General features: G+C 59.1%; 12 protein-coding genes. 2 read left to right on the top strand and 10 right to left on the bottom strand.

Annotation, left to right across the window (positions count from 1 at the left end):
- Nucleotides 1-48 precede the first annotated feature (48 nt).
- The 9 genes from QN377_RS01495 to QN377_RS01455 form a co-directional block, all read right to left on the bottom strand.
- Nucleotides 49-792, bottom strand: coding sequence for a secretin N-terminal domain-containing protein (locus tag QN377_RS01495; RefSeq protein ID WP_317757678.1), 744 nt, complete (start codon nt 790-792; stop codon nt 49-51).
- 190 nt (nt 793-982) lie between these two features.
- A complete protein-coding gene (locus tag QN377_RS01490; RefSeq protein ID WP_095003299.1) occupies nt 983-1,405 on the bottom strand; it encodes a GNAT family N-acetyltransferase in 423 nt (140 codons plus the stop codon).
- Nucleotides 1,398-2,564, bottom strand: coding sequence for a cupin domain-containing protein (locus tag QN377_RS01485; protein WP_095003298.1), 1,167 nt, complete (start codon nt 2,562-2,564; stop codon nt 1,398-1,400). Before QN377_RS01485 ends, QN377_RS01490 begins: the two co-directional genes overlap by 8 nt.
- A gap of 83 nt (nt 2,565-2,647) precedes the next feature.
- A complete protein-coding gene (gene purB / locus QN377_RS01480; protein WP_016780205.1) occupies nt 2,648-4,018 on the bottom strand; it encodes an adenylosuccinate lyase in 1,371 nt (456 codons plus the stop codon).
- Between the two features lie 127 nt (nt 4,019-4,145).
- Nucleotides 4,146-4,769, bottom strand: coding sequence for a high frequency lysogenization protein HflD (gene hflD, locus QN377_RS01475; RefSeq protein WP_095003297.1), 624 nt, complete (start codon nt 4,767-4,769; stop codon nt 4,146-4,148).
- Nucleotides 4,766-5,899, bottom strand: coding sequence for a tRNA 2-thiouridine(34) synthase MnmA (gene mnmA, locus QN377_RS01470; protein WP_095003296.1), 1,134 nt, complete (start codon nt 5,897-5,899; stop codon nt 4,766-4,768). Before mnmA ends, hflD begins: the two co-directional genes overlap by 4 nt.
- A gap of 59 nt (nt 5,900-5,958) precedes the next feature.
- The gene (locus tag QN377_RS01465; protein ID WP_095003295.1) at nt 5,959-6,405 is read right to left on the bottom strand and encodes an NUDIX hydrolase; all 447 of its coding nucleotides are present in this window, start codon (nt 6,403-6,405) and stop codon (nt 5,959-5,961) included.
- Between the two features lie 194 nt (nt 6,406-6,599).
- Complete coding sequence (locus QN377_RS01460) at nt 6,600-8,822, bottom strand: NADP-dependent isocitrate dehydrogenase (RefSeq protein WP_322213231.1); 2,223 nt, start codon at nt 8,820-8,822, stop codon at nt 6,600-6,602.
- A gap of 440 nt (nt 8,823-9,262) precedes the next feature.
- A complete protein-coding gene (locus QN377_RS01455) occupies nt 9,263-9,541 on the bottom strand; it encodes a cold shock domain-containing protein (RefSeq protein ID WP_095003305.1) in 279 nt (92 codons plus the stop codon).
- Between the two features lie 230 nt (nt 9,542-9,771).
- Here QN377_RS01455 and clpS point away from each other — a divergent pair, with 230 nt between their 5' ends.
- Entirely contained in the window at nt 9,772-10,134 is a 363-nt protein-coding gene (gene clpS, locus QN377_RS01450; RefSeq protein WP_016780211.1) for an ATP-dependent Clp protease adapter ClpS, read from the top strand.
- Nucleotides 10,135-10,163: 29 nt separating this feature from the next.
- On the top strand, nt 10,164-12,434 hold the full coding sequence (gene clpA / locus QN377_RS01445; protein WP_095003293.1) for an ATP-dependent Clp protease ATP-binding subunit ClpA: 2,271 nt from the start codon (nt 10,164-10,166) through the stop codon (nt 12,432-12,434).
- 207 nt (nt 12,435-12,641) lie between these two features.
- On the opposite strand, the gene QN377_RS01440 is transcribed toward clpA, so the two are convergent.
- Nucleotides 12,642-14,270: a Na/Pi cotransporter family protein gene (locus QN377_RS01440; RefSeq protein WP_322213230.1), complete on the bottom strand. Its 1,629-nt coding sequence runs from the start codon at nt 14,268-14,270 to the stop codon at nt 12,642-12,644.
- Nucleotides 14,271-14,309: the final 39 nt, after the last annotated feature.

Genomic DNA, 14,309 nt, shown 5'->3' with positions numbered 1-14,309 from the left:
AGTGCTTTTTTTATAACACTACATAATTTGCGAAAAACGACTCGTCGGTCAGTTTTGGCCCTTTTGGTCGAGTACATCGACTTTGACCCGAACGGTCATGTCATCCCGGCTTTGCGTAGAGTAGCTGCGGGTTTGCGGCGGATTGTCAGTCTGGTTAAGAGCGTTGTTGCCCGCCACGGTTATCCATTGCCCCAGAGGGCCGCTGACTTGTGTGTCGGTACTTTGCGTGTTCACTACATCGGGTTGCTCCTGGCTCATGCGATCGCGAGTCGTACTGATCGCCAGGTGTACCGTTTCACCTGTGACGCTGGCGGTGACGTAAAAACCCCGGGTGACGTTGCGGTAGTCGGTCTGGGTGAGCAAGCGGCCGTAGGCGTCGGTCTGGGTGCTGGTCAGCGGTACGCTCTGGCCGGTCTGGATAAATGCCGGGGTGCCTTCGCTGGTCTGGATTTGCTGGGTGCCGCCGTCGCGGCTGGCGGTGCTGATCACCCGGGTGTCCGGATCATTAGTGGCCAGGTTGTTGTCACTGGTATCGACCGTGATCAGCAGGCGCCGGGCGGGTGTGTCGAGTTGCGCCAGCAGGTCTTCGAGGTTCTGGATTTTCGAGGCGCCTGCCTCGACGATCAGTTGGTTGCCATAGGCGCTGACTTTGCCGTTTTTGCCGATAAAGTTCTGCGCGATGGGCAGCAATTCTGCACTGGTGCGGTTTTGCAGGGTGATGACGCGGGTGTCGGCGATCGCGCTGAAGCTAGCGATCAGCAGCAGGCCAGCGATGAAGGGGCGTAGGGACATGTCCATTATCTCCGCAATGCTTGAAAGGGCTGGGTCTGAGTGTGCCAGATAGCAAAACGCCCTGCGATCCGGGGATGGCAGGGCGTTTTGCAAAACTGCTGTGGGAGCAAGCCTGCTCGCGAAGTTCTCAAGAGTGCCGCGCTAGCAGCCTTCGCGAGCAGGCTCGCTCCCACAGAGATGGGCGTGGCAGTTAGCTCACCCGCACCATATCAACGTGGGGAATCCCTGCTTCGAGGAATTCATCGCTGACGATCTTGAAGCCAAGGCGCTCGTAGAAGGGTGTGGCATGCACTTGGGCACTGAGCATTTGTTGCTTGAGGCCACGTTTTTCGGCTTCAAGAATCGTGGCCTGCATCAGTGCGTCGCCAACCTTCAGGCCGCGCCAGTCCTTGAGAACCGATACGCGGCCGATATGGCCGTCCGGCAGGAGCCGGGCGGTACCAATCGGGAAGTCGCCTTCATAGGCCAGAAAATGCACGGCATCGGCATCGTCTGCATCCCACTCCAGTTCTGGAGGTACAGATTGTTCGGCAATAAATACCGCCTCACGAATGCGTCGAAGTTCGGCGTTGTCCTTTTGCCAGTCGGCGACACGTACGTGAATGCTATTCATCAGCGAACCCCAGGCTTCCTTGTTTAACCAGCTCGCAGAGCAGGTTGCGTCCATCTTCATCGGCCAGCCATGTGCCGAGGTTGTCACTGTGCAGCGCGTCGGCGGCACAGATCATTTTCAGCAGTTCGCGCAGCTTGCCCGGCAGCAGGCGGCTTTGGCCGCTGGCGAATAACAACAGATCGTCATCGACCTCGGACCATGCCAGGCGTGCGCTCGGGTTGCGGATCAGGATCGCGCCCTGTTCCAGGCTACCCAACAGGTCTTCTTCTTCGAGTTCAGGGCCGACCACGAGTTCCGGATAACGTGGCTCGGTCATGAACTGGCCGAACCAGGTCAGCAGCATGCGCTCGTCGCTCATGTGCTCGGTCAGCAGGCTCTTGAGGCGATCAAGGGCGTCGTGCTGGATCTGGTGCGGGTCGCTGACCGGTTGCGCGTCAGCGTCGGTGTAGCGATCTTCGTCCGGCAGGTACTGGCTGAGGAAGTCGGTGAAGTGGGTCAGTACTTCAGCGGCGCTCGGTGCACGGAAGCCCACCGAGTAGGTCAGGCAGTCGTCTACGGCTACGCCACAGTGGGCCAGGCGCGGTGGCAGGTAGAGCATGTCGCCGGGCTCAAGGGTCCACTCGTCGGTGGCCTGGAAATCAGCGAGGATACGCAGGTCCGCGTGCTCCAGCAGCTTGCTGTCGGAGTCGCACATCTGGCCGATCTGCCAGTGACGCTTGCCATGACCCTGCAGCAGGAACACGTCGTAGTTGTCGAAGTGCGGACCAACACTGCCACCTGGGGCGGCGTAGCTGATCATCACGTCGTCGATACGCCAGCTCGGCAGGAAGCGGAAGTTTTCCAGCAGTTCATTGACTTCAGGCACGAACTGATCAACGGCCTGCACCAGCAGAGTCCACTCGCGCTCTGGCAGTTTGCCGAATTCGTCTTCGGCGAACGGACCGCGGCGCAGTTCCCATGGGCGCTCGCCGTGTTCGATGATCAGGCGCGATTCGACTTCTTCTTCAAGGGCCAGACCGGCCAGTTCGTCGGCGTCGATCGGGCTTTCGAAGTCAGGAATTGCCTGGCGCACCAGCAGCGGTTTTTTCTGCCAGTAGTCGCGCATGAACTCGCGCGCAGTGATGCCGCCCAGAAGTTGAAGAGGAATGTCAGGATTCATGTGTAACCTATTGAAAAATTGCACTTTGTAATCGGGAATAAAAACGCCCGGCACGGCCGGGCGTTAATAGGTCGTTGCAGCGATCAGATGCGCTTGGCTTGCTCGACGGCGTTGCCAATGTAGTTGGCCGGAGTCAGCAGCTTCAGCTCGGCTTTGGCCGCTTCCGGCATTTCAAGGCCGTCGATGAAAGTTTGCAGTGCTTCAGGGCTGATGCCCTTGCCGCGGGTCAGCTCTTTGAGCTTTTCGTACGGGTTTTCGATGTTGTAACGACGCATCACGGTCTGGATCGGCTCGGCCAGGACTTCCCAGCAGGCGTCCAGGTCAGCAGCGATTTTCTGTGCATTCAGTTCAAGCTTGCTGATGCCCTTGAGGCTGGCTTCGTACGCGATCACGCTGTGAGCAAAGCCCACGCCGAGGTTGCGCAGTACGGTGGAGTCGGTCAGGTCGCGCTGCCAGCGGGAGATTGGCAATTTGCTGGCCAGGTGCTGGAACAGGGCGTTGGCGATACCCAGGTTGCCTTCGGAGTTTTCGAAGTCGATCGGGTTGACCTTGTGCGGCATGGTCGAAGAACCGATTTCGCCGGCAATGGTGCGCTGCTTGAAGTAGCCCAGGGAGATGTAGCCCCAGATATCGCGATCGAAGTCGATCAGGATGGTGTTGAAGCGGGCGATGGCGTCGAACAGCTCGGCAATGTAGTCGTGCGGCTCGATCTGGGTGGTGTACGGGTTGAAACCCAGGCCCAGCTCGTCTTCGATAAAGGCGCGGGCGTTTTCTTCCCAGTCGATCTGCGGGTAGGCGGACAGGTGGGCGTTGTAGTTGCCCACGGCGCCGTTGATCTTGCCCAGCAACGGTACAGCAGCGACTTGAGCGATTTGACGCTCCAGACGGTAGACCACGTTGGCCAGCTCTTTGCCCAGGGTGGTCGGCGAAGCCGGTTGGCCGTGGGTGCGGGACAGCATGGGTACGTCGGCGAACTTGATCGCCAGTTCGCGGATGGCTTCTGCGGTTTGACGCATCAGCGGCAGCATCACGTCATCACGACCTTCACGCAGCATCAGGGCGTGGGACAGGTTGTTGATGTCCTCGCTGGTGCAGGCAAAGTGGATGAACTCACTGACGTTGGCCAGTTCAGGCAGCTTGGCGGCCTGTTCTTTGAGCAGGTACTCAATGGCCTTCACGTCGTGGTTGGTGGTGCGCTCGATCTCTTTGACGCGTTCGGCGTGCTCAAGAGAGAAGTTCTCGGCCAGTTCATTCAGAACGGCGTTGGCTTCGGCAGAGAAGGCCGGGACTTCAGGGATGGCAGCGTGGGCGGCCAGGCGCTGGAGCCAGCGAACTTCAACCAGAACGCGAGCACGGATCAAGCCGTATTCGCTGAAAATTGGGCGCAGGGCCTGGGTTTTGCCGGCGTAGCGGCCGTCAACAGGGGAAACCGCAGTGAGCGAAGAGAGCTTCATGGGGTGTTCTCGGACAGTCGGGCAACGAAATGGGGCGCGTATCATACATGAAAAAACGGCCGGTCCGTTGCCAAGTGACCGGCGTCATACGCGTATCGATTTTAAATTCTGTGCCTGCCGGCGTGTTTCAGTTGCCGCGCAGCATCGGGTAAAGCTCTTTGAGCAGCTTGCGTCGGCTGATGACCAGCTGCCAGCGGTGGCCGCCCAATTGGCGCCACAGCCTTGCGCAGCGGATACCGGCCAGCAGCAGGGCGCGAATTTTTGCCGCGTTGTTCGGTTGTTGCAGGTTGCGCATGTCGCCGTGCACCTGGATACGCTGGCGCAGGGTGCTCAGGGTGTCCTGGTACAACGCGCCACAGGCGGCCACCACGTTTTCATGGGCCGGGCCGAAATGCTCGACCTGGGACTGGATCTGCGGCAGGCGCTTGCCGATCAGCTCCAGCATGTCGTCCCGCTTGGCCAGTTGGCGCTCAAGGCCGAGCATCGACAGTGCGTAACGCAGGGGCTCGCGCTGCAGGGTGTTGGGATCGCGCTCAAGAGCACCGATCAGGGCACGATAGCCTTCGCGCAGGTTGATGTCGTCGCCGCCAAAGACTTCCAGGGTGTCCTTGGGGTCACGCACCAGCAGGCTGCCGAGCATGCAGCTCAGGTCGGCTTCGCTGACCTGGCCGGTCTTGGCAATTTTATCCACCAGCACCGCGGCCAGAAATACGCCGCCGAGGGCTACCAGTTGCTCCTGAGTGGCGTTCATGGGCGTTTGCCCTTGCTCGACCAGGGCTCGGCCACTTCGATCACGCCGCCGCCCAGGCAGACTTCGCCGTCGTAGAACACCACGGACTGGCCGGGGGTGACCGCGCGTTGCGGGTCGTCGAAGGTGGCGCGGTAGCCGTTGGCGGTTTTTTCCAGGGTGCAGGGCTGATCGCTCTGACGATAGCGAACCTTGGCCGTCAGGCGCAGCGGGGTGCTCAGGTCGATCGGATTGACCCAGTAGATCTCGGAGGCGAGCAGGGCGCCGGAGAACAGCCACGGGTGGTCATTGCCCTGGCCGACGATCAGCTCGTTGTGCTCCAGATCCTTGACCAGCACGTACCACGGCTCGTCGCTGGCGTCCTTGAGGCCGCCAATGCCCAGGCCCTGGCGCTGTCCGATGGTGTGGTACATCAGGCCGTGATGGCGGCCGATCACTTCACCTTCTGTGGTCTTGATCTCGCCCGGCTGTGCCGGCAGGTATTGCTTGAGGAAGTCGCTGAAGCGGCGTTCGCCGATAAAGCAGATCCCGGTGGAGTCTTTTTTCTTCGCGGTGGCCAGATCGTGTTTTTCCGCAATGCGGCGCACTTCCGGTTTTTCCAGCTCGCCTACCGGGAACAGGGTGCGGGCGATCTGTTCGCCGCCGACGGCGTGCAGGAAGTAGCTCTGGTCTTTGTTCGGGTCCAGGCCCTTGAGCAGCTCGGTACGGCCGTCAATGTCGCGACGGCGCACATAGTGGCCGGTAGCAATCAGGTCGGCGCCCAGCATCAGGGCGTAGTCCAGGAAAGCCTTGAACTTGATTTCGCGGTTGCACAGGATGTCCGGGTTCGGCGTGCGACCGGCCTTGTATTCGGCCAGGAAGTGCTCGAACACGTTGTCCCAGTACTCGGCGGCAAAGTTGGCGGTGTGCAGCTTGATGCCGATTTTGTCGCACACGGCCTGGGCGTCTGCCAGATCATCCATGGCGGTGCAGTAATCCGTTCCGTCGTCTTCCTCCCAGTTCTTCATGAACAGGCCTTCCACCTGGTAGCCCTGCTCCATAAGCAGAACGGCGGAAACGGAAGAGTCGACACCGCCGGACATGCCGACGATGACGCGCTGTTTTTCGGGGGCGACTAGGGCTGGATCACGCATAAGGATTCAATGAGTGTCTTGAAAAAGGACGCGATTCTAGCAGGCCCGAGCGCTCAAGGCTAAACCGAAGGGCGGATTAACGTCAGGTCGAACAGTTTGCCGCCCAGATAATCATCGATGCACTGCAGGGTCAGCTCGCTGCGCCAGCGTTCGCGCTGTGCAAGCAATTCGTCGCGAGTCAGCCACAGCGGGCCAATGATGCCGGTGTCCAGCTGGTAGTCGGGGTGGTGCTTGAGCGCCTTGCCGGCAAAGCAGATGCGCTGGTAGGTCACGCCGTTGCTGGGAGCGGTGTAGAGGTAAATGCCGATCACACCGGTCAGTTCGACGTCATAGCCGGTTTCTTCGAGGGTTTCGCGGATGGCGGCCTCGATCAGGCTTTCGTCGGGGTCCAGATGACCGGCCGGTTGATTGAGCACGGCGCGGTCGCGCTTGAGTTCTTCGACCATCAGGAAGCGGCCATTGTCTTCGACGACAGTGGCGACGGTGATGTGGGGTTTCCATTCCATGGGGTGGGTCTCGGTTTATAGGTGGATGCATATCCCCTGTGGGAGCGGGCTTGCTCGCGATGCAGGCGCTTCGGTCTGTGCTTTTTACGCGGTGATGCTATCGCGGGCAAGCCCGCTCCCACCGGGTTTGTGTAGGCCGTAAAAACACAAACCCCGGCGTCGTGGGCCGGGGTCTGTGGTGTTGCCTGTTGCCCTTACACCGAAGCGATGATCGCGTTCAGTGTGGCGCTAGGGCGCATTACTTTGCTTACCTTGTCGGCATCGGCGTGGTAGTAACCACCGATATCGACCGGCTTGCCCTGCACGGCGTTGAGTTCGGCAACGATTTTTGCCTCGTTCTCGGCCATGGCTTTTGCTACTGGAGCAAATTGGGCTTGCAGCTCTTTGTCTTCAGTCTGGGCAGCCAGGGCTTGTGCCCAGTACAGCGCCAGGTAGAAGTGGCTACCGCGGTTGTCGATGTTGCCGACTTTGCGCGATGGCGATTTGTTGTTGTCGAGGAACTGACCGGTAGCCTGGTCCAGGGTCTTGGCCAACACCAACGCTTTCGGGTTGTTGTAGGTTGTGCCCAGGTGCTCCAGGGAAGCCGCCAGTGCCAGGAACTCACCCAGCGAGTCCCAGCGCAGGAAGTTTTCTTCCAGCAACTGTTGAACGTGTTTCGGGGCCGAGCCGCCGGCGCCGGTTTCGAACAGGCCGCCGCCATTCATCAGCGGTACGATCGACAGCATTTTGGCGCTGGTGCCCAGTTCCATGATCGGGAACAGGTCGGTCAGGTAGTCACGCAGCACGTTGCCGGTTACCGAGATGGTATCCAGGCCAGCGCGGGTGCGCTCCAGAGTGAACTTCATGGCCTCTACCGGCGCCATGATGCGAATGTCCAGGCCGCTGGTGTCGTGATCTTTCAGGTAGGTTTCAACCTTTTTGATCATTTCGGCGTCGTGGCTACGCTTTGGATCGAGCCAGAACACGGCTGGAGTGTTGCTGGCGCGGGCACGGTTGACGGCCAGCTTGACCCAGTCGCGGATCGGCGCGTCTTTGGCCTGGCACATGCGCCAGATATCGCCTTCCTCGACGTTCTGTTCCATCAGCACGTTGCCGTTGCTGTCAGTTACCCGCACAACGCCCGAGGTCTTGATCTGGAAAGTCTTGTCGTGGGAACCGTACTCTTCGGCTTTTTGCGCCATCAGGCCAACGTTTGGCACGCTGCCCATGGTGGTCGGATCGAAGGCGCCGTGTTTCTTGCAGTCTTCGATGGTGGCCTGGTAGATGGTGGCGTAGCAGCGATCCGGGATCACGGCCTTGGTGTCTTGCAGCTGGCCTTCGGTGTTCCACATCTTGCCGGAATCACGAATCATGGCCGGCATCGAGGCGTCGACGATTACGTCGCTCGGCACGTGCAGGTTGGTGATGCCTTTGTCGGAGTTGACCATGGCCAGCGCAGGGCGGTTGGCGTACACGGCTTCGATGTCGGCTTCGATTTCAGCCTGCTTCTCGGCTGGCAGCGCCTTGATGCGGGCGTACAGGTCGCCGATGCCGTTGTTCAGGTTGAAACCGATTTCTTTGAGGACGTCAGCGTGTTTTTCCAGCGCATCCTTGTAGAACTCGGCCACGATCTGACCAAACATGATCGGGTCGGAAACCTTCATCATGGTGGCTTTCAGGTGAACCGAGAACAGTACGCCCTGCTTTTTGGCGTCTTCGATTTCGGCCGCTACGAACTCGCGCAGGGCTTTTTTGCTCATGACCGAGCAATCGATGATCTCACCAGCCTGGACGGCGGTTTTTTCTTTCAGGACGGTGGTGGTGCCGTCTTGAGCGATCAGTTCGATTTTAACGCTGCCCGGTGCTTCGATCAGGGCGGCTTTTTCGCTGCCGTAGAAGTCGCCTTCGCTCATGTGAGCAACGTGGGACTTGGAGTCTGCAGCCCAGGCGCCCATTTTGTGCGGGTGCTTGCGCGCGTAGTTCTTGACCGACAGCGGTGCGCGGCGGTCGGAGTTGCCTTCGCGCAGTACCGGGTTTACGGCACTGCCCATCACTTTGCTGTAACGCGCCTTGATTTCTTTTTCAGCGTCAGTGGTGACGGTTTCCGGGTAGTCCGGGATGTTGAAGCCCTGCGCTTGCAGTTCTTTGATCGCGGCCTGCAACTGCGGGACCGAGGCGCTGATATTGGGCAGCTTGATGATGTTGGCTTCAGGGGTAACGGCCAGGGCGCCCAGTTCGGCGAGGTGGTCTGCTACAGCCTTGTCACCCAATTGCTCGGGGAAGCTTGAGAGGATGCGGCCAGCCAGAGAGATGTCGCGCGTTTCAACGGCGATATCGGCGCTGGCGGTAAACGCCTCGATGATAGGCAGCAGTGAATAGGTGGCGAGCGCCGGAGCTTCGTCGGTGAAGGTATAGATGATCTTCGAACGGTTGGGCATTTCGGATTAACTCTCTTCTTTGCTGAGCGTGCTCAGATACTCGAGATGCGCAGGGTAGGCGCTTTCGTTCACAGTGAACAATGAGCCGAAAGTCGAGGTTCTTCGCGGTGATGTGAATGCATCAGTAGAGCGTCAAGCGGTCGGGCCGGGGTAACGGCCCAGCCTTTCTAGGCCTGAAAGACTCATTCCAGCATGTGTTTGCAGGTGACTCCATGGTCACCGGCGCAGTATACATAGGTCACCAAGGTTGCTGCGAGGGGGGCGGCCTAACACGAATCATCCATTGGTCTAAGTCCCTGCGGCAAAATGCCCTGATTTTTCGCGGTTTGCCCCGTGATTACGGGGTTTTTCGGCAACCTCAATTTTTCCTCGTGATGGCGCGGGCATAAAAAAACCGGCCGATTCGCATGATCGAATCGGCCGGTTTCTTGGGCAGCGGGTCAGACCGGGAGGCTGGTCACCTCTTGCGCGGTCGCTGAAGCGCTGGCTGGAACTTGAGCGTTGGTGATTGCAACAGCATGCAGGCCCTTGGGGCCCTGGATTATTTCGAAGCTCACGGGTTGGCCTGCCTTGAGCGTCTTGTAACCGTCCATCTGGATTGCCGAAAAATGCGCAAAAAAGTCGATCGGGTTTCCGTGTTCATCGATGCCTTCCTTGGCCTGCGTATTAATGAAGCCGAAGCCTTTGGCGTTGTTGAACCACTTGACCTTGCCTTGCATACTCATATCCCTCTGCTGCAAACAACTCCATCACTGGAGTATCATCCAGTCAACTCGCACAGAAACCAGTAAAAGTGGTTGACTGCGCGGACCATTTTTCCCCACTGTGGGTACTATATGGTTGTAACACCGTTTTACCGATAGTCAAGGTCACGCGGCGGCGGTGTTGAAATTTGACACCTTTGCCTCCATCACTGTAGTTGCACAACCAACGACGAACCTTTCTTTCCATGCATGCAATCAGCCAGACTCGACTAACATTTAATCAGGATCACCCCGATTTTGATGACGAAGACTCCGCTGGCTTGGCTGTGCAAGAGGCTAAGCCTGCGCTTCAGGCGCCGCCGATGTACAAGGTGGTTTTGTTTAATGATGACTACACGCCAATGGATTTCGTTGTAGAGATCCTTGAGGTGTTTTTTAACTTGAATCGCGAATTGGCGACCAAGGTCATGCTGGCCGTCCATACAGAAGGACGGGCTGTGTGCGGCATCTATACCCGCGACATTGCCGAGACCAAGGCAGCGCAGGTAAATCAGTACGCACGTGAAAGCCAGCATCCGCTACTCTGTGAAATCGAGAAGGACGGTTAACGCCGACCACTTGGGTATGAGGTGAAGCCATGTTAAATCGCGAGCTCGAAGTCACCCTCAATCTTGCCTTCAAGGAAGCCCGCTCCAAACGTCATGAATTCATGACGGTTGAGCACCTCCTTTTAGCGCTTCTGGATAATGAGGCGGCCGCAACCGTTCTACGCGCCTGTGGCGCAAACCTCGAAAAACTCAAGCATGACCTGCAAGAGTTTATTGATTCCACAACCCCCCTGATCCCCGTCCATGACGAAGACCGCGAAACGCAGCCAACCCTGGGTTTTCAGCGGGTCTTGCAGCGTGCCGTGTTCCACGTGCAGAGCTCCGGCAAGCGTGAAGTCACCGGCGCCAATGTGCTGGTAGCCATCTTCAGCGAACAGGAAAGCCAGGCCGTATTCCTGCTCAAGCAACAGAGCGTGGCGCGCATCGATGTGGTCAACTTTATTGCCCACGGCATCTCCAAGGTGCCCGGGCATGGCGAGCACAGCGACAGCGATCATGAGATGCAGGATGAAGAGGGCGGCGAATCGTCGTCTTCCAGCAATCCTCTGGACGCTTATGCCAGTAACCTGAATGAACTGGCCCGCCAGGGCCGGATCGATCCGCTGGTAGGTCGGGAAATGGAAGTTGAGCGTGTCGCCCAGATCCTGGCGCGTCGGCGTAAAAACAACCCGTTACTGGTGGGTGAGGCAGGCGTGGGTAAAACCGCGATTGCCGAGGGTCTGGCCAAGCGCATCGTCGATAACCAGGTGCCTGACCTGCTGGCTAACAGCATCGTCTACTCCCTGGATCTTGGCGCCTTGCTGGCAGGTACCAAGTACCGTGGCGATTTCGAGAAGCGCTTCAAGGCGCTGCTGGGCGAGCTGAAGAAACGCCCGCAAGCGATCCTCTTTATCGACGAAATCCATACGATCATCGGTGCCGGTGCGGCTTCGGGCGGGGTGATGGATGCGTCCAACCTGCTCAAGCCGCTGCTGTCTTCGGGTGACATTCGCTGCATCGGTTCCACCACGTTCCAGGAATTTCGCGGGATCTTCGAAAAAGACCGCGCCCTGGCGCGCCGTTTCCAGAAAGTCGACGTATCCGAACCTTCGGTTGAAGATACCATCAGCATTCTGCGCGGGCTTAAAGGTCGTTTCGAGCAGCACCATGGCATCGAGTACAGCGATGAAGCCCTGCGCGCAGCGGCGGAGCTGGCCTCGCGCTATATCAATGACCGGCACATGCCCGACAAGGCCATTGATGTGATCGACGAGGCGGGTGCCTTCCAGCGTCTGCAACCGGTTGAAAGCCGGGTTAAACGCATTGAAGTCGCGCAGGTTGAAGATATCGTGGCGAAAATCGCCCGTATTCCGCCTAAACACGTCTCGGTCTCGGACAAGGAGCTGTTGCGCAACCTCGAGCGCGACCTGCGCCTGACCGTGTTCGGCCAGGATGCGGCAATCGATTCGTTGTCCACGGCAATCAAGTTGTCCCGTGCGGGGCTCAAGTCGCCGGACAAACCGGTCGGTTCGTTCCTGTTCGCAGGGCCCACCGGTGTCGGTAAAACCGAGGCAGCACGCCAGTTGGCCAAAGCTTTGGGTATCGAGCTGATTCGCTTCGACATGTCCGAGTACATGGAGCGCCACACCGTATCGCGTCTGATCGGTGCGCCTCCGGGCTATGTCGGTTTCGATCAGGGCGGTTTGCTGACCGAGGCCATCACCAAGCAACCTCACTGCGTACTGCTGCTCGATGAAATCGAGAAGGCGCACCCTGAAGTCTTCAACCTGCTGCTGCAGGTCATGGACCACGGCACGCTGACCGACAACAACGGGCGCAAGGCGGACTTCCGCAACGTGATCGTCATCATGACCACCAACGCCGGTGCCGAAACCGCCTCTCGGGCTTCGATGGGCTTTGCCCATCAGGATCATGCTTCCGATGCCATGGAAGCGATCAAGAAGAGCTTCACCCCCGAGTTCCGTAACCGTCTGGACACCATTATCCAGTTTGGTCGCCTCAGCCATGAGGTTATCAAGCATGTGGTGGACAAGTTCCTTACCGAACTGCAGGCGCAGCTGGAAGACAAGCACGTGCAGCTCGAGGTGTCGGATGCGGCGCGTGGCTGGCTTGCAGCGGGTGGTTATGACGCGCTGATGGGGGCACGGCCGATGGCCCGTTTGATCCAGGACAAGATCAAGCGTCCGTTGGCTGAGGAGATTCTCTTTGGTGAACTGGCCGATCATGGCGGTGTGGTACACATCGACCTGGAAAACGGCGAGTTGACCTTCGAGTTTGAAACCGCAGTCGAAATGGCTTGATGTAACACCGTAGTCATAAAAGGCGCCTTCGGGCCAGTGACGATCAGTTGGGCGGGATGCAAAATCCCTGTGGGAGCGGGCTTGCTCGCGATTGGAACAGCGCGGTTTGATAGTTGAACCGCGTCGTCTGTATCGCGGGCAAGCCCGCTCCCACAATGCCCATGACTGGTTTGCATTGGTGCTTGGGCGCCTTTTTGCTGTCTGCGATCAAGCGGCCTGGGCCGACGCGGTATTGCGCTCCAGTACCGTATAGCCGAGTGCGGCAATATGATGATGGACGCGTCGGTAGTCGCGCAGCACCCGCTGGAAGATATCCCCGGATTCGGCCCAGGCCGTCTTGTCGTTCTGCAGCTTGCGAAAGTGCTCGCGGCTGGCGCTGGCTTCCAGCTTGCGCACGGTCTCCTTGTGGCCGATCAGTGCCTTGGCAGCGCTCACGTCCTCACGCAAAAACGCGGTAACGGCCAGGTTCAGGCTGTCCAGCAGGGCCAGGTGCATGGCCTGGATCTGGATCAGTTCGAATGAGGAAAAGCGTTCGCCACGGCGTGTGCGGCGAACAGCCAGTTGCGCGAGGTTGCCGAGGATGTCGCCGGCGTGCTCAAGGTTGATCACGAACATCAGCACTTCCTGGGCGCGATCGGCATCGTCATCGCTCAGGCCATCCTGGCCAATGTCTGCAAGATAGGCGCGGATCGCGGCACTTAGCAGGTCGATGGAGTGATCCAGTTGGCGCACCTTGTCCGCTGTGTCCGGATCGGGTTTCTCGAACAGCTGCAACACCTGGTTGAGCATCAGTGAGGTCATGTCCGCCAGGCGCAGGGCTTCGCGTACGGCATTGGACAGACCGATATTGGCCACTTCAAGCCCGGCCTCGTCCAGGTATTGCGGCATGCCGGGGTCTGCTGGTGGCTCCTGCTGGGGAAACAGGTAAGTCAGCAGGCGTGCGCAAGGTTCGGTCAGGCCGATGAACACCACGGCCAGCAGCAGATTGAACGCGGTATGCAGGTAAACCACCCAATGTGCCAGGCCGATATCGCTGCGAGCCAGCAAGTTGGCTATCAGCGGCAGGCAGGGCAGCAGCGCCAGGGAGCCCAGCAGGCGCGCCAGCAAGTTGCCCATAGGCAGGCGTCGCGCCACTGGCGAACTGGCGCTCATCACGGAGGGCAAGGCGCCGCCGATATTGGCGCCGAGCATCAAGGCGATGGCGGTGGCGGGCGTCATCAGGCCAGCACCTGCCAGCGAGGCGATCAACAGCACCACCGCGACGCTGGAGTGGCAGATCCAGGTCAGCAGCACGGCAGCGACCACCGCGATGATCACATCGCCTTCCAGGCTTTGCATGATGGCGCGAAACACCGAGGTGGCTTCCATATGCCCCAGAGTGGCGCTGAGCAAGCCTAGGGCCAGCAACATCAGACCCAGGCCTATCAGTGCGCAGCCGACGCTTTCAAACCGCGAATCATCGCGCAGGCGAAAGACGATATAACCTGTCAGCAAAGTCACCGGCATTGCCAGCGAGGTATCAAAACTCAGCAGTTGTACCACCAGGGTCGAGCCGATATTGGCCCCCAGCATCACGGCCAGGGCGGGCGCCAGGCCCAGGGTGCCAGCTGCAGTAAAGGACGTGGCCATAAGGCTGACCGCCGTACTGCTTTGCAGTACGCCGGTAATGCCGATGCCGCTCATCAGTGCCATCCAGCGGTTATTCAGATTGCGCCCCATCCAGTTGCGCAGCTGGGTGCCAAACCCGCGCAGCAGGGCCGTGGAAATCATATGGGTGCCCCACAGCAAAAGTGCGATGGCGCCCGCGAGGTTGAGTAACAGAGTGGTTCCCGACATGAGGAATCTCCACAGAACACGCATTCATTTTTTGCGCGC

Origin of the sequence: Pseudomonas sp. CCC4.1 (assembly GCF_035019225.1) — a bacterium.
In the GTDB taxonomy this organism is placed as follows: Bacteria; Pseudomonadota; Gammaproteobacteria; order Pseudomonadales; family Pseudomonadaceae; genus Aquipseudomonas; species Aquipseudomonas bubulae.
This window is presented reverse-complemented; position numbering and strand designations above follow the sequence as displayed.

Excerpts from the sequence above, each read along its gene's own strand:
- QN377_RS01495 (WP_317757678.1), bottom strand. The coding sequence starts at position 792 with ATGTCCCTACGCCCCTTCATCGCTGGCCTGCTGCTGATCGCTAGCTTC.
- QN377_RS01490 (WP_095003299.1), bottom strand. The coding sequence starts at position 1,405 with ATGAATAGCATTCACGTACGTGTCGCCGACTGGCAAAAGGACAACGCC.
- QN377_RS01485 (WP_095003298.1), bottom strand. The coding sequence starts at position 2,564 with ATGAATCCTGACATTCCTCTTCAACTTCTGGGCGGCATCACTGCGCGC.
- purB (WP_016780205.1), bottom strand. The coding sequence starts at position 4,018 with ATGAAGCTCTCTTCGCTCACTGCGGTTTCCCCTGTTGACGGCCGCTAC.
- hflD (WP_095003297.1), bottom strand. The coding sequence starts at position 4,769 with ATGAACGCCACTCAGGAGCAACTGGTAGCCCTCGGCGGCGTATTTCTG.
- mnmA (WP_095003296.1), bottom strand. The coding sequence starts at position 5,899 with ATGCGTGATCCAGCCCTAGTCGCCCCCGAAAAACAGCGCGTCATCGTC.
- QN377_RS01465 (WP_095003295.1), bottom strand. The coding sequence starts at position 6,405 with ATGGAATGGAAACCCCACATCACCGTCGCCACTGTCGTCGAAGACAAT.
- QN377_RS01460 (WP_322213231.1), bottom strand. The coding sequence starts at position 8,822 with ATGCCCAACCGTTCGAAGATCATCTATACCTTCACCGACGAAGCTCCG.
- QN377_RS01455 (WP_095003305.1), bottom strand. The coding sequence starts at position 9,541 with ATGCAAGGCAAGGTCAAGTGGTTCAACAACGCCAAAGGCTTCGGCTTC.
- clpS (WP_016780211.1), top strand. The coding sequence starts at position 9,772 with ATGCATGCAATCAGCCAGACTCGACTAACATTTAATCAGGATCACCCC.
- clpA (WP_095003293.1), top strand. The coding sequence starts at position 10,164 with ATGTTAAATCGCGAGCTCGAAGTCACCCTCAATCTTGCCTTCAAGGAA.
- QN377_RS01440 (WP_322213230.1), bottom strand. The coding sequence starts at position 14,270 with ATGTCGGGAACCACTCTGTTACTCAACCTCGCGGGCGCCATCGCACTT.